The sequence below is a fragment of the Pandoraea commovens genome (assembly GCF_902459615.1).
GTDB classification, from domain to species: Bacteria; Pseudomonadota; Gammaproteobacteria; order Burkholderiales; family Burkholderiaceae; genus Pandoraea; species Pandoraea commovens.
In genome coordinates this window covers 351,030-371,878 of record NZ_CABPSA010000006.1, presented here as the reverse complement: position 1 = coordinate 371,878, position 20,849 = coordinate 351,030, and the positions used below count along the sequence as shown (strand labels likewise).

The 20,849-nt window shown below is 62.2% G+C and carries 18 protein-coding genes; 1 reads left to right on the top strand and 17 read right to left on the bottom strand.

Annotated elements, in window-relative coordinates; translation table 11 throughout:
• Nucleotides 1-133: 133 nt before the first annotated feature.
• The 7 genes from PCO31010_RS18775 to PCO31010_RS18745 all read right to left on the bottom strand — a co-directional run bounded on the left by PCO31010_RS18775 (nt 134) and on the right by PCO31010_RS18745 (nt 8,048).
• Nucleotides 134-859 (bottom strand): amino acid ABC transporter ATP-binding protein, encoded by a 726-nt coding sequence (locus PCO31010_RS18775; RefSeq protein ID WP_150665582.1) that lies wholly within the window; start codon nt 857-859, stop codon nt 134-136.
• Nucleotides 856-1,536: a glutamate/aspartate ABC transporter permease GltK gene (gene gltK, locus PCO31010_RS18770; RefSeq protein WP_150665581.1), complete on the bottom strand. Its 681-nt coding sequence runs from the start codon at nt 1,534-1,536 to the stop codon at nt 856-858. Before gltK ends, PCO31010_RS18775 begins: the two co-directional genes overlap by 4 nt.
• Nucleotides 1,536-2,276, bottom strand: a complete 741-nt coding sequence (locus PCO31010_RS18765; protein ID WP_150665580.1) for an amino acid ABC transporter permease — start codon at nt 2,274-2,276, stop codon at nt 1,536-1,538. The genes gltK and PCO31010_RS18765 overlap by 1 nt, the downstream gene beginning before the upstream one ends.
• 105 nt (nt 2,277-2,381) lie before the next feature.
• Complete coding sequence (locus PCO31010_RS18760; protein ID WP_150665579.1) at nt 2,382-3,290, bottom strand: glutamate/aspartate ABC transporter substrate-binding protein; 909 nt, start codon at nt 3,288-3,290, stop codon at nt 2,382-2,384.
• A gap of 164 nt (nt 3,291-3,454) precedes the next feature.
• A complete protein-coding gene (locus PCO31010_RS18755; protein WP_150575657.1) occupies nt 3,455-4,741 on the bottom strand; it encodes a Glu/Leu/Phe/Val family dehydrogenase in 1,287 nt (428 codons plus the stop codon).
• Nucleotides 4,742-5,051: 310 nt separating this feature from the next.
• On the bottom strand, nt 5,052-6,008 hold the full coding sequence (locus tag PCO31010_RS18750) for a LysR family transcriptional regulator (protein ID WP_150665578.1): 957 nt from the start codon (nt 6,006-6,008) through the stop codon (nt 5,052-5,054).
• Between the two features lie 126 nt (nt 6,009-6,134).
• The gene (locus tag PCO31010_RS18745) at nt 6,135-8,048 is read right to left on the bottom strand and encodes an ABCB family ABC transporter ATP-binding protein/permease (protein WP_150665577.1); all 1,914 of its coding nucleotides are present in this window, start codon (nt 8,046-8,048) and stop codon (nt 6,135-6,137) included.
• A 140-nt stretch (nt 8,049-8,188) separates the two neighbouring features.
• Here PCO31010_RS18745 and PCO31010_RS18740 point away from each other — a divergent pair, with 140 nt between their 5' ends.
• Complete coding sequence (locus PCO31010_RS18740) at nt 8,189-8,608, top strand: acyl-CoA thioesterase (protein WP_046290875.1); 420 nt, start codon at nt 8,189-8,191, stop codon at nt 8,606-8,608.
• Between the two features lie 141 nt (nt 8,609-8,749).
• Here the strand turns inward: PCO31010_RS18740 and PCO31010_RS18735 are convergent, their stop codons facing one another.
• From PCO31010_RS18735 to PCO31010_RS18690, 10 genes are all read right to left on the bottom strand, one after another.
• Complete coding sequence (locus PCO31010_RS18735; RefSeq protein WP_039396125.1) at nt 8,750-9,517, bottom strand: enoyl-CoA hydratase; 768 nt, start codon at nt 9,515-9,517, stop codon at nt 8,750-8,752.
• 142 nt (nt 9,518-9,659) lie between these two features.
• The gene (locus PCO31010_RS18730) at nt 9,660-10,859 is read right to left on the bottom strand and encodes an acetyl-CoA C-acyltransferase (protein ID WP_150665576.1); all 1,200 of its coding nucleotides are present in this window, start codon (nt 10,857-10,859) and stop codon (nt 9,660-9,662) included.
• A 17-nt stretch (nt 10,860-10,876) separates the two neighbouring features.
• The gene (locus PCO31010_RS18725) at nt 10,877-13,321 is read right to left on the bottom strand and encodes a 3-hydroxyacyl-CoA dehydrogenase/enoyl-CoA hydratase family protein (protein ID WP_150665575.1); all 2,445 of its coding nucleotides are present in this window, start codon (nt 13,319-13,321) and stop codon (nt 10,877-10,879) included.
• A 17-nt stretch (nt 13,322-13,338) separates the two neighbouring features.
• The gene (locus PCO31010_RS18720; protein ID WP_150665574.1) at nt 13,339-15,126 is read right to left on the bottom strand and encodes an acyl-CoA dehydrogenase C-terminal domain-containing protein; all 1,788 of its coding nucleotides are present in this window, start codon (nt 15,124-15,126) and stop codon (nt 13,339-13,341) included.
• Nucleotides 15,127-15,174: 48 nt separating this feature from the next.
• The gene (locus tag PCO31010_RS18715) at nt 15,175-15,768 is read right to left on the bottom strand and encodes a TetR/AcrR family transcriptional regulator (RefSeq protein ID WP_046290871.1); all 594 of its coding nucleotides are present in this window, start codon (nt 15,766-15,768) and stop codon (nt 15,175-15,177) included.
• Nucleotides 15,769-15,952: 184 nt separating this feature from the next.
• Complete coding sequence (clsB, locus tag PCO31010_RS18710; protein WP_150665573.1) at nt 15,953-17,116, bottom strand: cardiolipin synthase ClsB; 1,164 nt, start codon at nt 17,114-17,116, stop codon at nt 15,953-15,955.
• Between the two features lie 55 nt (nt 17,117-17,171).
• Nucleotides 17,172-17,636, bottom strand: a complete 465-nt coding sequence (gene nudB / locus PCO31010_RS18705; protein WP_150665572.1) for a dihydroneopterin triphosphate diphosphatase — start codon at nt 17,634-17,636, stop codon at nt 17,172-17,174.
• Between the two features lie 230 nt (nt 17,637-17,866).
• Nucleotides 17,867-19,669: an aspartate--tRNA ligase gene (aspS, locus tag PCO31010_RS18700; RefSeq protein ID WP_046290870.1), complete on the bottom strand. Its 1,803-nt coding sequence runs from the start codon at nt 19,667-19,669 to the stop codon at nt 17,867-17,869.
• Nucleotides 19,670-19,716: 47 nt separating this feature from the next.
• Nucleotides 19,717-20,361, bottom strand: coding sequence for a DUF502 domain-containing protein (locus PCO31010_RS18695; protein WP_150665571.1), 645 nt, complete (start codon nt 20,359-20,361; stop codon nt 19,717-19,719).
• A 50-nt stretch (nt 20,362-20,411) separates the two neighbouring features.
• Complete coding sequence (locus tag PCO31010_RS18690) at nt 20,412-20,759, bottom strand: FmdB family zinc ribbon protein (protein WP_150665570.1); 348 nt, start codon at nt 20,757-20,759, stop codon at nt 20,412-20,414.
• Nucleotides 20,760-20,849: the final 90 nt, after the last annotated feature.

Below are 20,849 nucleotides of genomic sequence, written 5' to 3'. Positions count from 1 at the left end.
GTCCGCTTAAACCCTTGCTCCATTTGCCACTCCTTCAATGCATCGAAAAAGTGACAACCTATTTCAGGACGGGTCACACCCATAAAAAAAGCGTGCCCGGAGGCACGCTTTTTCATTTCTGCGCTGACGGCGATCAGTGAAGGATCTTGGCCAGGAAGTCCTTGGCGCGGTCCGACTTCGGGTTCGCGAAGAACGCGTCCTTCTGGTCGTCTTCCACGATGGCGCCCTGATCCATGAAGATCACGCGATTGGCGACCTTCTTGGCGAAGCCCATTTCGTGCGTGACCACCATCATGGTCATGCCTTCCTGGGCCAGTTCGACCATCACGTCGAGCACTTCGTTAATCATTTCCGGGTCGAGTGCCGAGGTCGGCTCGTCGAACAGCATGGCGATCGGGTCCATGCACAATGCACGGGCGATAGCGACACGCTGCTGCTGACCGCCCGAGAGCTGGCCCGGGAACTTGTGAGCGTGCGCCTTCAGGCCCACGCGCTCAAGCAGCTTGAGGCCCTTGTCGCGCGCTGCGTCCTTGCTGCGACCCAGCACCTTGACCTGTGCGAGCGTCAGGTTTTCGGTGATCGACAGGTGCGGGAACAGTTCGAAGTGCTGGAACACCATGCCGACGCGCGAGCGCAGCTTGGCCAGGTTCGTCTTCGGATCTGCGACCGAGGTGCCATCGACGATGATCTCGCCTTGCTGGATCGGCTCCAGACCGTTGACGGTCTTGATGAGCGTGGACTTGCCCGAACCCGACGGGCCGCACACCACCACGACTTCACCCTTCTTGACTTCAGTGGAGCAGTTCGTGAGCACCTGGAACTGGCCGTACCACTTGGAGACGTTTTTAAGGGTAATCATTTCGCCAACCTCTTTTGAAGACGTTTAACCAACATCGAAACCGTGAAGCAGATCACAAAGTAGACCGCCCCGGCAAACACAATCATGGCAGGCAGCGTGCCGTCACGCTGACCGACCGAGTACGCCATGCCGAAGAAGTCGGACAGGGCGATCGCGTACACGAGCGAGGTATCCTGGAACAGAATAATGCCCTGGGTGAGCAGCAGCGGCACCATGTTGCGGAACGCCTGCGGCAGCACCACGAGGCCCATCGCCTGCCAGTACGACATGCCCAGCGCAAATGCGGCGGACAGCTGACCACGCGACACGCTCTGAATACCGGCGCGGATAATTTCCGAATAATACGCCGCTTCAAAAAGCGAGAAGGCCACGAGCGCCGAGACCATCCGGATATCCCACGTCGGCGGCACGTCGAGCAACGAACGCAGCACCTGCGGCACGATCAGGAAGAACCACAGCAGCACCATCAGCAGCGGGATCGAGCGAAACACGTTCACGTACAGATCCGCGAACCACTTGAGCGGCGCCACGCCCGACAGACGCATCATCGCGAGCAGCGTGCCCCATACGATGCCAACGACCACGGCGAGCGCCGTGACCTGCAGCGTGGTGATCATGCCCCTGACGAGCAGAGGCCAAGCGTCGACGACACCGCCCCATGCGAAGATCTCGAACATTATTTGCCCCCGATGTAGCCCGGCAGGCGGGTCTTGGCTTCGATGAAGCGCATGAGCACCAGCACCGCGATGTTGATGATCATGTAAGCCACCGTGATAACGATGAACGACTCGTAGCTATGCGCCGTGTAGTCGATAAGCTGCTTGCCCTGGCCCGTCAGTTCGAGCAGGTTCACCGTCGAAATCACAGCCGAGTTCTTGAAGATGTTGACGAACTCCGACGTAATCGGCGGAATCACCACACGGAACGCGACCGGCAGCAACACGAAGCGGTAGGTCTGCGGGAGCGTCAGCCCCATCGCGAGGCCCGCATTCTTCTGGCCCTTGGGCAGCGAGATGATACCGGAGCGCACCTGCTCGCAAACCCGAGCCGCCGTGAACAGTCCCAGGCCGATCACACCGGTGAGCAGCGAGACGTTAGCGGGGTTGAGCGAGAACAGCCATTGGCGAACCGCTTCCGGCAGGAAGTCGGGGGCTACGTAATACCAGAAGAACAACTGCACGAGCAGCGGGATATTCCGGAACAGTTCGACGTAAGCCGCGGCGAATCCGGAAATCCATTTGTTTGGAATGGTGCGCATCACCCCGAGCACGGAGCCGATGATGAGCGCAATGATCCAGCCGCCGAGGCCGACCTCAAGCGTGAGCTTGAGACCCGAGAGCACCCAACCGAAGTAGGTGCTGTCCTCGCCGGTAGCAACCGGCTGGAAGAAAAAACTGAAATCGAGACCGAAAGCCATGATCTCCCCTCTTCTACTTGTCTTGCTTAAAAAGAAGCGGAAGGATCGACTCCTTCCGCTTCGGAATTACCAGCTTACGCCTGGCGAATCAGTGAGCCGGTTGGCTTACTTGGCGCCCTGGACGTCTGCCTTGTCGTTCGGCGCTTTCCACAGTGCAGCCATTTCAGCCGACGGCGGGAAGTCCATGTTCACGCCGTTGAGCGCGGGGATCGGCTGTTGGAACCACTTGGCGTAGTCCTTCTGTGCCTGACCCGACTTCTGGTAGTCTTCGACCGCCTTGTCGACCAGCTTCTTGAATGCCGGATCGTCCTTACGCATCATGCAGCCGTAGGCTTCGTACGAAGCAGCCTTACCAACGATGCTGTAGTCCTTGGCATCCTTGAACTTGGCGCGCTCGCCGGCCAGCAGTGCGTCGTCCATCATGAACGCAACGGCGCGACCTTGGTGCAGCGTAATCGCAGCTTCACCGTGGTCCTTCGCGCTGATGATGTTCATCCCCATCTTCTCTTTCTCGTTCATCTCGCGCAGCAGACGCTCAGACGTCGTACCTGCCGTCGTGACGACGTTCTTGCCCTTCAGGTCCGCGAAATCCTTGACGCCCGAGTTGTTCTTCGTCAGCAGACGCGTGCCGATGATGAAGAACGTGTTCGAGAAGGCAGCCTGCTTCTGACGATCGGCGTTGTTCGTGGTCGAACCGCACTCGATGTCGATCGTGCCGTTCTGAACCAGCGGAATGCGGTTCTGCGAGGTGATCGGGGTCTGCGTGACCTTGAGGTTCGGCAGCTTCAGTTCTTTCTTGACTTCGGCAACGATGGCTTGCGCCACATCGTTGGCATAGCCGACAACGTTATGGTTGTTGTCGTAGAACGAGAACGGGATCGACGATTCACGGTTTCCCAGCTTGATAACGCCGTTATCCTTGATCGACTTGAGCGTACCGGTTTCCTGCGCCTGAGCAGCACCTGCCATCAGGCCAACACAGCACATCGCCAACGCAATTTTCGAGAGGGTCATTCCTTGGTCTCCTTGGCAAAAACGAGTGCATTTTAGCACTGCAATTACCGATTTTTTTATTCTCGATTGTTCGGAACGAGCGTCTTTTTTGACGTAACTCGCTCCGAACGTTCCTTTTTACGCACGAATGCGTACTACTACTTAGCCGGACTATACCCTATCGATCAGGGGTACAGACCACGCATTTCACGCGCCTGCAGAATACGGCTACACGCAACGATGAATGCGGCTGTACGCAGCGAAACCTGGTGCTCCTGCGCCACGTGCCACACGCCGTCGAACGCTTCGCGCATGATGCGCTCCAGACGCTGGTTGATCTCTTCCTCGGTCCAGAAGAAGCTCGAGAAGTCCTGCACCCATTCGAAGTACGACACGGTCACGCCACCAGCGTTGGCGACCACGTCAGGCACGACAAGAATGTTTTTGCTACGCAGGATGTCGTCCGCAGCCGTCGTGGTCGGGCCGTTGGCGCCTTCCACCACGACCTTGGCGCGGATCTGATCGGCGTTCTTCTCGGTGATCTGGTTTTCCAGCGCGGCCGGGATCAGGAATTCGCAGTCGATCGACCAGAATTCTTCATCCTTCATGGTTTCCGCAGCCGGGAAGCCACCCACGCCGCCGGTCTCGGCCACGTGCTTGAGCAGGTTCGGCACATCGAGGCCGTCCGACTTGTAGATCGTGCCGGTGTGATCTTGCACGCCGATGACATGCGCGCCGGCTTCATGGAACAGGCGGGCAGCGATACCGCCCACGTTGCCGAAGCCCTGCACGATCACGCGCGCACCGCGCACGTCCATGCCCAGACGACGGGCCGCTTCGCAGCTCACCACGAACACGCCACGGCCGGTCGCTTCGCGGCGGCCCAGCGAGCCACCCAGCGAAATCGGCTTGCCGGTCACGACGCCGGTGGCGGTGGAACCCTCGTTCATCGAGTAGGTGTCCATCATCCACGCCATGATCTGCTCATTGGTGTTGACGTCCGGTGCCGGAATGTCTTTCGTCGGCCCGATGATGATGTTGATTTCGCTGGTGTAGCGACGCGTCAGACGCTCCAGCTCGCCACGCGAAAGCTTGCGCGGGTCGACGCGGATACCGCCCTTGGCGCCGCCGTAAGGCACGTTCACCGCTGCGTTCTTGACCGACATCCAGGCCGACAGGGCCATGACTTCGGACAGCGTCACGTCCTGGTGGAAACGCACGCCGCCCTTACCGGGTCCGCGCGAGGTGTTGTGCTGAACGCGATAGCCCTCGAAGTGGGCAATGGTGCCGTTGTCGAGTTCGATCGGGCAGTCGACCACGAGAATACGCTTCGGGCGCTTGAGGGTTTCGACCCAGCGCGAGAGCGAACCGAGGTAGGGGGTAACGCGGTCGACTTGTTGGAGGTAGTTACCCCACGGACCGAGGTGTTCGGCGTCGAGGTAAGAGGGCAAGGCATGTGACGTTTGAGACATCGTTGGATTCTCCGGCTTCAATCTGCACCGCCGGCACACACCGCGCCAGCGACACGAATGGCTGGCACTTTACAAAGAACCCCGATTAACAATCCAATGCCGAATAAACATGCATCTATGCATTTCCTGCATAGATGTGAGCATCCCCTCAATTTTCCGGTACGTCAGGCAAATCGCCGCGATCACGCGTCAACGGGGACGTCCTTACCGGATGCGAATAGCCCTTCTCGCGGCGTAGCCCTACTCCGTATCCGGTCTATTGACGATGCCTATCCGGCGGCGTCCCGCAGCCATCAGAGAGGCGTGAGACTTAGCCTTTGACCTGATCCCGAACGGCCTGCCAGAAGGCTTCGACGACGTCGCGCTTGGCGCGCTCGCGGCGGTTGCTTGCGTCCGTATAGGCGAGCCGGTCCCGATACAGACGGATTTCCATGTCCAGGTGCCAGGGCGTCGCGGCTTTGCCCGGCGGCGCGAGGTCGATCAGTTCGCCGCGCGTTACCGAATCGACCACCGCGCTCTCGGGCAGAAACGCCACGCCGTGTCCGGCGAGCACCATCGCTTTAAGCGCTTCCGCCATGTCCGTCTCGTAGACCTTGTCCAGATGCGGACGGCTCGACACATCCCCCACGAGCAGATCGGCCATCCGGCCGAGGTAGGCGTTGGACGTATAGGCCAGATACGGCACCGGCGCTTCGGGGGTTCCGGGCAACTTGAAGCGGGCGCGTTTTTGTGCGGCCGGGGCGCTGTACGGACTGAAGCGCTCGCTGCCGAGCACGATCATCTCGTAGCGCGCCGAGTCGAGCTGCAGCGGCTGGCTCGGGTGGTAGTAGCACATCAGAAGATCGCAGCCGCCGTCGGTGAGCGACATGGCCGCATCGTGCACGTTGAGCGCACGCAGACGGCTGCGCAGCAAGCCCTGACGCTTTTCCAGCTGCTTGAGCCAGCGCGGGAAGAACGTCATCGAGAGCGTGTGGGGGACGGCGAAGTCGATCACCGAATGATCGGCGGAACGTTGTTCGCGCAGCAACGCGCGGGCTTCCTGCGCCTGCGCGAGCAACGTCAGCGCCTGCTCGTAGAAGACCTCGCCAGCGGGCGTGAGGCGCGTCGGATAGCTGGACCGGTCGATGAGTTCGCTGCCCAGCCATGCTTCGAGCGACTGGATACGCCGCGAGAAGGCGGGCTGCGTCACGTGACGCAATTCCGCCGAGCGGCTGAAACTGTTCGTCTTGGCGAGGGACACGAAGTCCTCGAGCCACTTGATTTCCATGCGGTGCTCCCGCGCAGGCGATGTCAGTGCGCAAGTCTACTCAATCGCCTGCCGGGATGACAGACCCTTGCCCGTCATCCTCATGCAGAATTGCGCACACTCACGCACACTCACGCCCAGACGCGCTCAGGACACCACCGTGGCGAAGTGCGATGCCTCGGCATCCCCTTCCCCGCCACGACGCTGTTGTTGCAACGCCCACATCTGTGCGTAGAGGCCTTCGGCGTGCAGCAACTGATCGTGCGTACCGCGCTCCACGATGCGTCCCTTGTCGAGCACGATGATCTGCGCCGCGTGCACCACCGTCGAGAGACGGTGCGCAATGACGAGCGTCGTCCGTTCGCGTGCGATGTTGCGCAACTCCGTCTGAATCGCCTGTTCCGAGCGCGAATCGAGTGCCGATGTTGCCTCGTCGAAAATCAGAATATGCGGATTCTTGAGGATGGTCCGCGCAATCGCCACACGTTGCTTTTCACCGCCGGAAAGCTTCAGCCCGCGCTCGCCAACCATCGATTCATAACCGGCGGGCAGGCTTTCGATGAAGTCATGAATGTGCGCGGCCCGCGCGGCGGCAATCACCTGCTCGCGCGATGCGGACGGATTGCCGTATGCGATGTTGTAGTAGATCGTGTCATTGAACAGCACCGTATCCTGCGGCACGATGCCGATGGCGGCGCGCAGCGAATCCTGCGTGACGTTGCGAATGTCCTGACCGTCGATGGAAATGCGCCCGCCGTCGAGTCCCGGGAAGCCTACGTCGTAGAAGCGGAAGAGCAGACGCGAGAGCGTCGATTTGCCCGAGCCGCTGTGGCCGACGACAGCGGTGGTCGTGCCCGCCGCAATGGTGAAATCGACGTCGTGCAGAATCTGACGCGCAGGCTCGTAGCCGAAGTTCACGTGTTCGAACCGCACCGTGCCGCCATTGCATACCAGCGGTTGCGCGCCCGGCGGATCGGCCACTTCGCGATTCACGTCGAGCAGCGTGAACATGCGGTCCATGTCGGTCATCGCCTGCTTGAGCTCACGATAGATCACGCCGAGGAAATTCAGCGGAATGTAGAGCTGCAACATGAACGTGTTGACGAGCACGAGATCGCCGAGCGTCATGCGTCCGCTCATCACGCCCTGCGTGGCATGCCACAGAATCAGAATCAGCCCGCTGGCGATGATCACCTGCTGGCCGAAATTCAACACCGACAGCGAGTTTTGCGAACGGATGGCGGCCGCGCGATAACGTTTGAGGTTCTCGTCGTAGCGCTGCGTCTCGAAGGCTTCGTTGCCGAAGTACTTCACCGTCTCGTAGTTGATGAGCGAATCGATGGCACGGGCGTTGGCCTTCGAGTCGAGTTCGTTCATCGTGCGGCGAAAGTGCGTGCGCCACTCCGTGACCTTCACCGTGAAGGTGATGTAGAACACGAGCGCCACGAGCGTGACGATGGCGTAGAACGCTTCGTAGCGCACGACGAAGAAGCCGAGCACCAGCGCGACTTCGATGAGCGTGGGCAGAATGCTGTAGAGCGAGTACGAGATCATCGACTGGATGCCTCGGGTGCCCCGTTCGATGTCGCGGCTCATGCCGCCCGTCTGCCGCTCCAGATGGAACCGCAGCGACAGTGCGTGCAGATGCCGGAACACCTTGAGCGCGATCTGACGCACGGCGCTTTCCGTCACCTTCGAGAACAGGATTTCGCGCAGTTCGGTAAAGAGCGACGTCGACAGGCGCACCACACCGTAGGCGATCACCAGCATGCCAAGGCCGCCCACGACAATCAGGCTCGGATCGTTCGTGGCACGCGCCGTCGCCGAGAGCGACGCCACCGGGCCGAGGGCGTCGACGATGTGCTTCATGATGACCGGCACGCCGAGGTTGGCGACCTTCGCCAGGATCAGGCACGACAGCGCCAGCGTGACGCGGCCGCGAAACTCCATCAGATACGGAATCAGGGATTTAATGACCTGCCAGTCGCCGCGCGCCGGTTTGGCGGCATTGGGCTTGCCGGAAGCCGCCGGCGCGGGCTCGGCCGGAGTAAAACGTCTCATGGTGGGGTGGGGCGGCGTCCGGCTCGCGAGAGGGCTTTCCGCTAGAATCGTTGATGACGTATTTTCGCAGAACCCGGCGACGTGCGCTGAACCCCGCCAAATCGACGCCGGCCAGCTTTCCCGCTCTAGCAAGGAACCTCATGAGTACCCCGACCCCTGCCCTCACGGCCCTGCCCGAAGAAAAAGAACTGGCGTTGCGCGTGATGCCGATGCCCGCCGACGCCAACGCCCACGGCGACGTCTTCGGCGGCTGGATCATGTCTCAGGTCGACATCGCCGGCTCGATCCCCGCCGCACAACGCGCCAACGGCCGTGTGGCGACCATCGCCGTCAATTCGTTCCTCTTCAAGGAGCCAGTCTTCGTCGGCGACTTGCTCAGCTTCTACGCCACCATCGTCAAAACGGGCAACACGTCGATTACCGTCTATGTCGAGGCTTACGCCCAGCGCATGCGCCTGTCGCACGAGATCGTCAAAGTGACCGAGGCTATGGTGACGTATGTCGCGACCGACGAAGACCGCCGTCCGCGCCCGCTGCCGAAGCTCGACGCCGTCAGTTGACGTCAGTTGGCTCTGGGGGACGGTAGCCCCGCGCGACCGTCCGACCGGTGCCAGACGCAAAAACGCCGCACGCCTCGCGAATCGGGGCGTGCGGCGTTTGTCTTTTCTACGGACGGACAGACGGTCCGAAAGCAGCAGAACTTACGAAATCTTCGTGAAATCCGGCTTGCGCTTCTCGAAGAAGGCCGTGAATGCTTCGCGGGCCTCGGGCGACAGCAAACGCTTGGCGAACTCGACGCCCTCCTCGCCAATGCGTGCCTGCACGTCGCTTGCGCCGTCAGCCTTCATCAGTTGCTTGGTCACGCGCAGCGACCCGGCAGGCATGGCGGCCAGTTGTGCAGCACGCTTCGCCGCGAACTCTGCCAGCTCGGCGGCGGGCACGATGCGGTTGACGAAACCCATCGCAACCGCTTCGTTCACGTCGAACGGCTCACCGAAAAGCAGCTTCTCGGCGGCGCGGTGATAGCCGGATACGCGGGGCAGCAGCCAGCTCGACGCGGCCTCCGGGCACAGTGCCAGTTGCGAGAACGGCAGCGCAAAGCGGGCCGAATCGGCCGCGTAGACCACGTCGCAGTGCAGCAGCATCGTCGTGCCCACACCAACGGCATTGCCCGCCACGGCGGCCACGATCGGCTTGGTCGCCTGACTGATGGCGCGCAGGAACTGGAACACGGGCGCGCTCTCGTCCTTCGGCGGATTCTTCAGAAAGTCTTCGAGGTCGTTGCCTGCCGAGAAGGCTTCGGGCTGGCCCTGAATCAGGATCACGCGCAGCGAGGCGTCGTCTTCGGCTTCGTTGATCCCGTCCGCGAGTGCCTGATACATGTCGGCGGTGATCGCGTTTTTCTTCTGAACGCGGTTGAGCGTGAGCACCTGCACCGCGCCCTGACGCTGCACCAATACGTCTTCCATCGTGTGTGTCTCCTCGGTGTCCCAATAGCGACAGATGACGACGCCGGGGGCAGCCACGCATTTGCGAAACCGCACCCCGGCGTCCTGAGCCGTCGTCAATCCTGGCGTCTGGCGTGCCGCCCATGCACGGGCGGAGTCTGCCTTACATGCGCTCGATGATGCCCGCCGCGCCCATACCGGTGCCCACGCACATCGTCACCATGCCGTACTTCAGGTTGTGACGGCGCAGCGCGTGCACCACGGTCGCAGCGCGAATCGCGCCGGTCGCGCCCAACGGGTGACCCAGCGCAATCGCGCCACCCATCGGGTTGACCTTGCTGGTGTCGAGGTCCAGATCCTTGATGACGGCGAGCGCCTGCGCGGCGAACGCTTCGTTCAGTTCGATCCAGTCCATGTCCTGCTGGCTCAGCCCTGCGGCACGCAGCGCCGCCGGAATCGCTTCCTTCGGCCCGATGCCCATGATCTCGGGCGGCACGCCGCGCACGGCGAACGACACGAAACGCGCGAGCGGCGTGAGGTTGAACTGCTTGAGGATCTTTTCGCTCACGACGAGCAACGCACCGGCGCCGTCCGACGTCTGCGAGCTGTTACCGGCCGTGACCGAGCCCTTGTTCGCGAACACGGGACGCAGCTTGCCCAGCCCTTCGATGGACGTTTCGGGACGCGGACCTTCGTCGAGCGAGAGCGTGCGCGTCTTGATCGAGACTTCACCCGTGGCCAGATTCGGGAAACGCTCGACGATCTCGATCGGCGTGATCTCGTTCGTGAACTCACCGGCCTGCTGCGCCTTGATCGCCTTCTGGTGCGAAGCCAGCGCGAAGGCGTCCTGCGCTTCACGGGTCACGCCCCACTGCTGCGCGACCTTCTCGGCGGTCAGGCCCATGCCGTAGGCGATGCCCACGTTCTCGTCGCGCTCGAAGATCGACGGCGAGAGCGACGGCGTGTTGCCCATCATCGGCACCATGCTCATGCTTTCGATGCCGCCGGCGATCATGGCGTCGGCTTCGCCCACACGAATGCGGTCGGCGGCCATCGCCAGCGCAGTCAGGCCCGAGGCGCAGAAACGGTTGACGGTGACACCACCGACCGTGTTCGGCAGTCCCGAGAGCAGCGCACCGATACGCGCCACGTTCAGGCCTTGCTGGGCTTCGGGGATGGCGCAGCCGATGATCGCGTCCTCGATGACCTTCGGATCGAGATCCGGCACCTGAGAGAGCGTGCTCTTGAGGATGGTCGCGAGCAGATCGTCCGGACGCGTGTTCTTGTAGCTGCCCTTGGGTGCCTTGCCGATCGGCGCACGCGTGGCGGCAACGATATAGGCGTCTTGCAGTTGTTTGCTCATGTCAGTCTCCGGTCGGCTTAGTTGCGCACCGGCTTGCCGGTCTGCAGCATGCCCATGATGCGTTCCTGGGTCTTCGACGTGCCCAGCAGTTCGATGAAGGCGCGACGCTCAAGCGCCAGCAGCCATTCTTCGTTCACGAGGCTGCCCGCTTCGACATCGCCGCCGCACACGGCTTCGGCAATGCGCGAGGCGATCAGGAAGTCGTGCGCCGAGATGAAGTTGCCGTCGCGCATGTTCACGAGCGACGCCTTGATCGTCGACACGCCCGAGCGGCCTGCCACCGGAATGCCTGCAGGTTTGAGCGGCGGACGGTAGCCGGCGACCGACAGCGCGCGCGCTTCGTTGCGGGCGACCGACAGCAGTTCGTGCACGTTGTAGACGATGGTGTCCGACGGCTTGAGATAGCCCATGTCGCGGGCGTCGAGCGCGGAGGCCGAGACCTTCGCCATCGCGGCGTTGGTGAACGACTTCGTCACGAATTGCAGATACTGGACGCTACCGGCAGCGGTGGCCGCTTCGGCCGCACGAATCGCCGCTTCCTTCAGGCCGCCGCCGCCCGGCACGAGGCCGACGCCGACTTCCACGAGACCGATGTAGCTCTCCAGCGCTGCCACACGCTTGGCGCTATGCAGCAGCAGTTCGCAGCCACCGCCCAGCGCGATGCCGGACACGGCCGAGACGACCGGCACCTGCGCGTACTTCACACGCATCATGCCGTCCTGGAACTTCTTGATGAACGGCTCGATCCCCTTGGCACCGCCCATCATGAAGGCAGGCATGGCCGCTTCCAGATCGGCACCTGCCGAGAACGGACCACCCGGTGCGCCGAGCTTGAGCGACGTCGGCTGCCACACGACCACGCCGCGATACTGCTGCTCGGCCAGATCGATAGCGCGGGTCAGACCGTCGATGACGTCCGGCCCGATGGTGTTCATCTTCGTCTTGAACGAGACGATCAGCACGTCGTCCTGCCCCGGGGTCTCGTCGACCCACAGACGCACGGCGTCGGTCTCTTCGATGGTCTTGCCGAACTTGCGCGGATCGGCGCTGGCCTCACCCACGAGCGATGCCGGGAACACCTGACGCTGATACACCGGCAGCGTGCTACGCGGCACGAAGGCGTCCTTGGCCGGGTTGTACGAGCCTTGCGCGGTGTGAACGCCACCGGCTTCGGCCACCTTACCGCCCGTCACCCACTTGGGCAGCGGAGCGTTCGACAGGGCCTTGCCCGCGTCGATATCTTCCTGCACCCACTGGGCGATGTCCTTCCAGCCTGCGGCTTGCCAGTCTTCGAACGGACCCGTCGTCCAACCGAAGCCCCAACGAATCGCGAAGTCGACTTCACGTGCGTTGTCGGCGATCTGCTCCAGATACACGCCGATGTAATGGAAGACGTCGCGGAACACGGCCCACAGGAACTGCGCCTGCGGGTTGGTCGATTCGCGCAGCAGGCGCAGACGCTCAGCCGGTGCCTTCTTCAGAATGCGCGCGACCATTTCGTCGGCCTTCTTGCCCGACTCGACGTACTCGCCCGTTTGCGGATCGAGCACCTTGATGACCTTGCCTTCCTTCTTGTAGAAGCCCGCGCCCGTCTTCTGACCCAGCGCGCCCTTCTCCACCAGCGCTTTAAGCACGGGCGGCGTGGCATACGTCGGGGCAAACGGGTCGTCCTTCAGGCCGTCCTGCATCGTCTTGATGACGTGCGCCATCGTGTCCAGACCGACCACGTCGGCGGTACGGAACGTGGCCGACTTGGCGCGACCGAGCTTGCTGCCCGTCAGGTCGTCGACAACGTCGAACGGAATGCCGAACTTTTGTGCTTCGGCGAACACCGCCAGAATCGAGAAGACACCGACACGGTTCGCGATGAAGTTCGGCGTGTCCTTCGCACGCACGACACCCTTACCGAGCGTGGACGTGAGGAACGTTTCGAGCTGATCGAGGATTTCCGGCGCGGTCGTTGCGGTCGGGATCAGTTCGACCAGATGCATGTAACGCGGCGGGTTGAAGAAGTGCACGCCGCAGAAGCGTGCCTTCAGATCGGCGTCGAAACCTTCCGAGAGTTCGGTGATCGACAGCCCCGACGTGTTCGACGCAAAAATGGCGTGCTTGGCCAGATGCGGCGAGACCTTCTTGTACAGGTCGTGCTTCCAGTCCATGCGCTCGGCGATCGCTTCGATCACCACGTCGCAACCGGCAAGCTTTTCGAGGTCGTCCTCGTAGTTCGCGGCTTCGATGTATTGTGCGTCGGCCTTGTCGGCGAACGGCGCGGGACTCAGCTTCTTCAGGCTCTCGATGGCGCGCGTGACGACGCCATTCTTCGGGCCTTCCTTGGCCGGCAGATCGAACAGTACGACGGGCACTTTCGCGTTGACGAGGTGCGCGGCAATCTGCGCACCCATCACGCCGGCGCCGAGTACGGCAACCTTGCGTACGACCAGGGGTTTGTTGGTTTGGCTCACGGTGATCTCCTCCGCTCTCAGAACAGGTCGACGTCGACTTCCATCAGCGTCTTCGCGCCGGCACGTGCCATGCGAATTTGCGACGCGGTCTCCGGCAGCAACTTGGCGAAGTAGAAGCGCGCCGTGGCGAGCTTCGATTCGTAGAACTTGTCGCCGCTGCCTTGCTTGTCCAGTGCAATACGCGCCATGCGCGCCCAGAAGTACGCGAAGACCAGATGGCCGACCACGCGCTGATACGGCACGGACGCCGCACCGACTTCATCCGGATTGGCCATCGCCTTCATGCCGATTTCCATCGTCAGCTTCTGGACCTTGTCACCGATATCCGCGAGCGGATTGATGAACTCCTGCATCTCTTCCTTGGTGCCTTCGGCTTCCACGAAGTCCGACACGAGCTTGCCGAACTTCTTGAGCTTCGCGCCCATGTCGCCGAGCACCTTGCGGCCGAGCAGGTCGAGTGCCTGAATCGAGTTGGTGCCTTCGTAGATCATGTTGATACGCGCATCGCGCACGTATTGCTCCATGCCCCACTCGGAGATGAACCCGTGACCGCCGTAGATCTGCATGGCGTGGTTCGTGCACTCGAAAGCGTTGTCCGTCAGGAACGCCTTGATGATCGGCGTGAGCAGCGCGACGAGGTCGGCCGCTTCCTTACGCTCGGCTTCGTCGCCGTGCGACAGTTCCTTGTCGATGTGCAGTGCGGTCCAGTACGAGAAAGCGCGACCGCCTTCCACATAGGCCTTTTGCGTGAGCAGCATGCGGCGCACGTCCGGGTGCACGATGATCGGATCGGCGGGCTTGTCCGGTGCCTTCGGGCCGGTGAGCGAGCGCATCTGGATGCGTTCCTTCGCGTACACCAACGAGTTCTGATAAGCGACTTCGGTCAGGCCCATGCCTTGCATGCCAACGCCCTGACGCGCCGCGTTCATCATCACGAACATGGCGTTCAGGCCCTTGTTCGGTTCGCCCACGAGCCAGCCCTTCGCACCGTCGAGGTTCATCACACACGTGGCGTTGCCGTGAATGCCCATCTTGTGTTCGATGGAGCCGCACTTGATGCCATTGCGCTCGCCGGGTGCGCCGTTCGCATCGGGGATGAACTTCGGCACGACGAACAGCGAGATGCCCTTCGTTCCCGGCGGCGCATCCGGCAAACGTGCCAGCACGAGGTGAACGATGTTGGCGGCCATGTCATGCTCGCCCGCCGAGATGAAGATCTTGGTGCCGGAGATGGCGTACGAACCGTCGCCGTTCGGTTCGGCCTTCGTGCGCAGCATGCCGAGGTCGGTGCCGCAGTGCGGCTCGGTCAGGCACATCGTGCCCGTCCATTCGCCCGACACGATCTTCGGCAGATAGGTGGCTTGTTGTTCGGGGGTGCCGTGGGCGTGCAGACACTCGTAAGCGCCGTGCGACAGGCCGGGATACATCGTCCACGCCTGATTGGCCGAGTTGAGCATTTCGTACAGGGCGTTGTTCACGACCTGCGGCAGTCCCTGACCGCCGAATGCCGGATCGCACGCCAGTGACGGCCAGCCAGCTTCGACGTATTGCTGATAAGCGGCCTTGAAGCCCGTGGGAGTGGTGACGACGCCGTCGCCTTCGTATTTGCAGCCTTCGCGATCGCCCACCTGATTCAGCGGGAAGACGACTTCGCTACAGAACTTGCCAGCTTCTTCGAGCACCTGATTGATGGTGTCGGCATCGATGTCCGCGTGCTTCGGCATCGCCTTCAATTCGTTTTCCACGCCCAGCAGTTCGTGCATGACGAATTGCATGTCGCGCAGCGGCGCGTTGTACTGTCCCATGACCTACTCCTCCGAACAAATCGAATCGAATCGCGGACGGCTCGCGCCTCACCCGCGCTGATAAGACGAAATCAGTTTTTCCAGTGCCACTCGGGTCATGTCGACGGCGCCGGGGTCCCGAAGGAAGCGCGCGTCGTGATGCAGGCCGAGTGTCAGGCTGTACATTTCAAAGAGCATCAGGCGCGGATCGGTGTCCGGGCGCAGATGTCCCTCCTCCTTCGCTTGCGTAATCGCGCGCAGCAGGGCAGATCGCCACAACTGCACACTCTTCACCAAGGCTTCGCGCACCGGACTGGCCGCACGATCGTCATACTCGACAGCACCGCTGATATAGATGCAGCCCGTCGTCACTTCGCGAATCCGCTTGTCCATCCAGCGATCCACCAGCGCTCTGAGTCGCGGCAGCCCGCGCGGCGCTTCCATACTGGGAGCGAACACTTCTTCGTCGAAGCGCCGGTGGTATTCCATCAGCACTTCGATCTGCAAATCCTCACGCGACCCAAAGTGCGCGAAGACGCCGCTCTTGCTCATTTGCATACGATCGGCCAGCAAGCCGATCGTCAGCCCCTCAAGCCCATCCCGCCCCGCCAGTTCAAGCGCGGCATTCAGGATCGCGGCACGTGTCTGTTCACCCTTTCGCATATGTTTCGCATCGCTTTGGTTATCCGTTCTTCGATGCTAACCAAAAAATCGAACGGCCGTCCTATTATTGGGAAACGTCCATGGGGTAACAAGGAATTTATTAGACCGGAATACCTAATCGGTATTGGGCCTGGACCCCGGCCCGGCGGGCGCGGGCAGGCGGTTGGGGAGGGGCGGACGCCGCTCAGTCGTACTTGCCGCGCGTGAGCAGTTTCATCGCCAGGCGATAGAGCCGGTAGGCCATCCACTGACGGAAGCGCCGCCAGCGCGAGCGTTCGCCGTAGCGCTCAGGGTCGATCAGACGTGCGTCTCCGAACGCGCGACGGATATGGTCGCGCAGCTCGATGACAACGGGATCGTCGAGTACCACGACATTGGCTTCGTGATTCAGAAACAGGGACAGCGCGTCGAGATTCGATGAGCCGACCGTCGCCCAGACATCGTCCACCACCGCCACCTTGCCGTGCAACTGACGCATGTCGTACTCACCGATGCGCACCCCGGCGTCGAGCAGCTTGGCGTACAGCCACGGCACCGCCGTATCCAGCAGACGGAATTCCTTGCGGCCAATGAGCAGATGCACCGACACGCCGCGTCTGGCGGCTTGCGTGAGCGCGCGTCGCAGACGACGTCCCGGGACAAAGTACGGATTGGCGAGCCAGACTTCGTGACGGGCCCGTCCCAGCGCCATCAGATACGCCTTCTCGACCGCGCGACGATTGTGGAGGTTGTCTCGCGCGACGAAGGCCGCCTGACCGGCATAGGGCGCATGCAAGCGCCCGCGCAAGCCCCGGCGACGGTGGCGGAACGGTGTACGGAGATACCCCGGCGCCAGACGCTGCCACTGAAGGTGAAACGCCGCGACAATCTCGGCGACGATGGGTCCCCGGCACTGCACTGCGAAGTCCCAGCGCGGGTCGTCCATGCGCGTGCCGCCACCGCCACCGCCGTTGTAGTCGTCGATGATGTTGATGCCGCCCACGAACGCTACCGTGTGATCGACGATCGCGATCTTGCGATGCGTGCGCGAAAAGCCGAACTTACCAAACAGCCGGGGGTTGTAGATGCGATGCGCCACCCCGTTCTCACGCCAGGCATCGAAGAACGGCAGGCGTCGGCTGGTGCCGATGCCGTCCGTGATCACGCGCACCGTCACCCCACGTTGCGCCGCCCGCTGTAGCGCGGCGCTGACGTTCTCCCCCGCGTCGTCGGCTTCGAAGATGTACGTTTCGAGCGCCACGTCGTGCTCAGCGCGATCGATGGCGTCGATGAGGGCGGTGAAGTAGTTCGCGCCGAGATAGAGCAGTGCCAGTTCGTTGTCGCGGGAGAACGGCAGATATTTGCTCATCGGCTGGATGGAGGGGCGATGGGGACGATGGGCACGCAGGGCATGGGGCGGGCGATCAGCGCACGCGCAACGGCAACTGCCGGATGGCGTCGCCGTTCGAGGGAGAGAAACAGCGCTCGGCGGCCGCTTCCCACGGCAACCAGACATAGTCGACGTGCTCGCGCGGCGAGAGCGTCACGACCGTGTTTTCCGGGACACACAGGCCGAACCAGTGCTCCGTGTTGCGCGTGACGCCCGGCGCGTAGCGATGCGCCCAGCGCGGGTAGATGTTGTACTGAATCTCGTGATGCCAGTCGGTCAGCGCGGCATCGGGCACGGGTGTGCCGTTCGCCACACGAATGCCCGTCTCCTCGAAGACTTCGCGCGCGGCGGTCTCGACCAGCGGCTCGTCGAGCTGATCCTTGCTACCGGTGACGGACTGCCAGAAATTCCCCGCGTCGGCACGCTCGATGAGCAGAACGTCGAGCGCCGGCGTATAGATCACGACCAGCACGGATTCGGGAATCTTGAAGGGTTTCATGCAGGCAACGGGGTTCAGGCAGCGATGATGCATTGTATAGGGCCTGCGCGACGTTGCGGTGCACGGATGCCGAACATCACGCGTGCGTATCGCCCCGATCACCGGCATTGCCACATCACACACGCCAGAAAGCAAAAACCCCCTCGCCTCACGGCAAAGGGGGTTTTCCAACCGGCGCGCCATGCCGGGACACAGGTCCCGGCCGTGGCTTGCGGTTGCGACGCGTCGGCTTACGCCTTCGGTGCTTCCGGCTGACGCAGACGGATGTGCAGTTCGCGCAGTTGACGTTCGTCGACCGGCGACGGCGCTTGCGTGAGCAGATCCTGTGCACGTTGCGTCTTCGGGAACGCGATCACGTCGCGAATCGAATCGGCACCGGCCATCATCGTGATGACGCGGTCCAGACCGAACGCGATACCGCCGTGCGGGGGCGCGCCATATTGCAGGGCGTCGAGCAGGAAGCCGAACTTCGCGCGCGCTTCTTCTTCACCCAGCTTGAGTGCGCGGAACACCTTGCTCTGCACGTCTTCCTGGAAGATACGGACCGAACCGCCGCCGATTTCCCAGCCGTTGAGCACCATGTCGTAGGCCTTCGCCAGGCACTTGCCCGGATCGGTCTCGAGGTAATCGATGTGCTCGTCCTTCGGGCTCGTGAACGGGTGGTGGCAAGCGACCCAGCGGGCGTCTTCCTCGTCGTACTCGAACATCGGGAAGTCGACGACCCACAGCGGACGCCAGCCGGCTTCGAACAGGCCGTGCGACTTGCCGAATTCCGAATGACCGATCTTCAGACGCAGTGCGCCGATACCGTCGTTGACGACCTTTTCCTTGTCCGCGCCGAAGAAGATGATGTCGCCGTCTTGCGCGCCGGTGCGCTCAAGGATCGAAGCGACTGCCGCGTCGTGCAGGTTCTTCACGATCGGGCTTTGCAGACCGTCGCGGCCCTTGGCCACTTCGTTGACCTTGATCCAGGCCAGACCCTTCGCACCGTAGATCTTCACGAAGTCGGTGTACGCATCGATTTCGCTACGCGAGATCTCTGCACCGCCCGGCACGCGCAGGGCGACCACACGGCCGCCTTCGGTCGTGGCCGGCACCGAGAACACCTTGAAGTCCACGTCGCCCATCACGTCGGTCAGTTCGGTGAACTCGAGCTTCACGCGCAGGTCCGGCTTATCCGAACCGAAGCGGCGCATCGCCTCCGAGTACTCCATGACCGGCACCTTCGCGTCGAGTTCGACGTCGATGGCTTCCTTGAACACGTGACGGATCATGTTCTCGAACAGATCGCGGATTTCCTGCTCCGAGAGGAACGAGGTTTCGCAGTCGATCTGCGTGAATTCCGGCTGACGGTCAGCACGCAGGTCTTCGTCGCGGAAGCACTTGGTGATCTGGTAGTAACGGTCGAAGCCAGCCACCATCAGCAGCTGCTTGAACAGCTGCGGCGATTGCGGCAGCGCGAAGAACTGACCGGCGTTCACACGCGACGGCACGAGGTAGTCGCGCGCGCCTTCCGGGGTGCTCTTCGTGAGCATCGGCGTTTCGATGTCGATGAAGCCTTGCGCGTCGAGATACTTGCGCACTTCCATCGCCACCTTGTAACGCAGGCGCAGGTTGTATTGCATTTGCGGACGACGCAGATCCAGCACGCGATGCGTGAGGCGCGTGGTTTCCGACAGGTTTTCGTCGTCGAGCTGGAACGGGGGCGTAACCGACGGGTTGAGCACCTGGAGCTCGTGGCACAGCACTTCGATCTTGCCGCTCGTCAGGTTGGCGTTCTCGGTGCCGGCCGGACGGCTGCGCACGAGACCCGTGATCTGCACGCAGAACTCATTGCGCAGGCCTTCGGCGGCCTTGAACATCTCAGCGCGGTCCGGATCGCACACGACCTGCACCAGACCTTCGCGATCGCGCAGGTCGATGAAGATGACCCCGCCGTGATCGCGGCGGCGATTGACCCAGCCACAAAGCTTGACCGTCTGGCCCAGTTGTTGCTCGGTCACCAGACCGCAGTAGGAGGTACGCATGGACATTTTGCTGTTCCGATTTTCAAAAAATGGCGCCGACAGATCCCGGTGGCTCACAGGAGCGGACCGGGACGTTGTTGGCGCGGGTTGTGGGCGGGCGCCACCACGCCCATCGATACGATGTACTTCAGTGCAGCGTCGACCGTCATGTCGAGTTCGATCACGTCGCTCGCCTTCATCATCAGGAAGAAGCCCGAGGTCGGATTCGGCGTCGTCGGGACATAGACGCTCACATACTCGCCCTGCAAGTGATTGACCACATCGCCGCCCGGCGCGCCGGTCAGGAAAGCGATGGTCCAGGACTCGCCGTGCGGATAGCGCACGAGCAACGCTTTGCGAAACGCGTTGCCGCTGCTCGAGAGCAACGTGTCGGAGACCTGCTTGACGCTGCCGTACAAGGGTCCAACGATGGGAATGCGCGTCAGAATGGCTTCCCACCAGCCGACCAGCTTCTGGCCAATGAAATTATGCGTCAGAAGGCCGACGATGAACACGAAGGCGAGCGTGACGATCACGCCGAAGCCCGGAATGCGCAGGCCGAGCAGGCGCGACGGCTGCCACTCGTCCGGCAGGAGCAGCAAGGTCTGATCCATCGTGCCGATGATCAGACCGAGCACCCAAAGCGTGATGGCGAGGGGCACCAGCACCAGCAGGCCGGTGAGGAAAATCGTCTTCAACGCGGGTTTTTTGACGCTCATGGCAGGACTCGCGAATGTGGTCGGCTACTGGGGGTCAGGGAAAATTCGGCTTAATGGCAGGCGCAACCGCCGCCGCAGCTCGCTGCCGGGGCGCTCGACGACTCGCCGCCAGCCGAAGCTGCACTCGACGACGCGGAGGCGCTCTCGCCCGACGACGCGGCTGCCGGGGCTGCCGATGCTGCTGCGCCCGCTGCCGGGGCGCTCGTGCCGCCGGAACCACCGCGGAAATCGGTCACATACCATCCCGAGCCCTTGAGCTGGAACCCGGCAGCAGTCACCTGCTTGCGGAACGAGTCCTTGCCGCATTCGGGGCACTGGGTGAGCGGGTCATCGCTCATTTTTTGCAGCACATCCTTGGCGAAACCGCATGTTTCGCAACGATAGGCATAGATAGGCATGATTCTTTCCGACGGAAAAAGGCGCGCAAAGCCTTGAATTATAACCGCTTCACAAGGCTTTCGGGATTTGTACGGAGATAAATGGGGGCG

What these genes read in the sequence shown, in the direction of transcription:
- PCO31010_RS18775 (WP_150665582.1), bottom strand. Translation starts at nt 859, where the DNA reads ATGATTACCCTTAAAAACGTCTCCAAGTGGTACGGCCAGTTCCAGGTG.
- gltK (WP_150665581.1), bottom strand. Translation starts at nt 1,536, where the DNA reads ATGTTCGAGATCTTCGCATGGGGCGGTGTCGTCGACGCTTGGCCTCTG.
- PCO31010_RS18765 (WP_150665580.1), bottom strand. Translation starts at nt 2,276, where the DNA reads ATGGCTTTCGGTCTCGATTTCAGTTTTTTCTTCCAGCCGGTTGCTACC.
- PCO31010_RS18760 (WP_150665579.1), bottom strand. Translation starts at nt 3,290, where the DNA reads ATGACCCTCTCGAAAATTGCGTTGGCGATGTGCTGTGTTGGCCTGATG.
- PCO31010_RS18755 (WP_150575657.1), bottom strand. Translation starts at nt 4,741, where the DNA reads ATGTCTCAAACGTCACATGCCTTGCCCTCTTACCTCGACGCCGAACAC.
- PCO31010_RS18750 (WP_150665578.1), bottom strand. Translation starts at nt 6,008, where the DNA reads ATGGAAATCAAGTGGCTCGAGGACTTCGTGTCCCTCGCCAAGACGAAC.
- PCO31010_RS18745 (WP_150665577.1), bottom strand. Translation starts at nt 8,048, where the DNA reads ATGAGACGTTTTACTCCGGCCGAGCCCGCGCCGGCGGCTTCCGGCAAG.
- PCO31010_RS18740 (WP_046290875.1), top strand. Translation starts at nt 8,189, where the DNA reads ATGAGTACCCCGACCCCTGCCCTCACGGCCCTGCCCGAAGAAAAAGAA.
- PCO31010_RS18735 (WP_039396125.1), bottom strand. Translation starts at nt 9,517, where the DNA reads ATGGAAGACGTATTGGTGCAGCGTCAGGGCGCGGTGCAGGTGCTCACG.
- PCO31010_RS18730 (WP_150665576.1), bottom strand. Translation starts at nt 10,859, where the DNA reads ATGAGCAAACAACTGCAAGACGCCTATATCGTTGCCGCCACGCGTGCG.
- PCO31010_RS18720 (WP_150665574.1), bottom strand. Translation starts at nt 15,126, where the DNA reads ATGGGACAGTACAACGCGCCGCTGCGCGACATGCAATTCGTCATGCAC.
- PCO31010_RS18715 (WP_046290871.1), bottom strand. Translation starts at nt 15,768, where the DNA reads ATGCGAAAGGGTGAACAGACACGTGCCGCGATCCTGAATGCCGCGCTT.
- clsB (WP_150665573.1), bottom strand. Translation starts at nt 17,116, where the DNA reads ATGAGCAAATATCTGCCGTTCTCCCGCGACAACGAACTGGCACTGCTC.
- nudB (WP_150665572.1), bottom strand. Translation starts at nt 17,636, where the DNA reads ATGAAACCCTTCAAGATTCCCGAATCCGTGCTGGTCGTGATCTATACG.
- aspS (WP_046290870.1), bottom strand. Translation starts at nt 19,669, where the DNA reads ATGTCCATGCGTACCTCCTACTGCGGTCTGGTGACCGAGCAACAACTG.
- PCO31010_RS18695 (WP_150665571.1), bottom strand. Translation starts at nt 20,361, where the DNA reads ATGAGCGTCAAAAAACCCGCGTTGAAGACGATTTTCCTCACCGGCCTG.
- PCO31010_RS18690 (WP_150665570.1), bottom strand. Translation starts at nt 20,759, where the DNA reads ATGCCTATCTATGCCTATCGTTGCGAAACATGCGGTTTCGCCAAGGAT.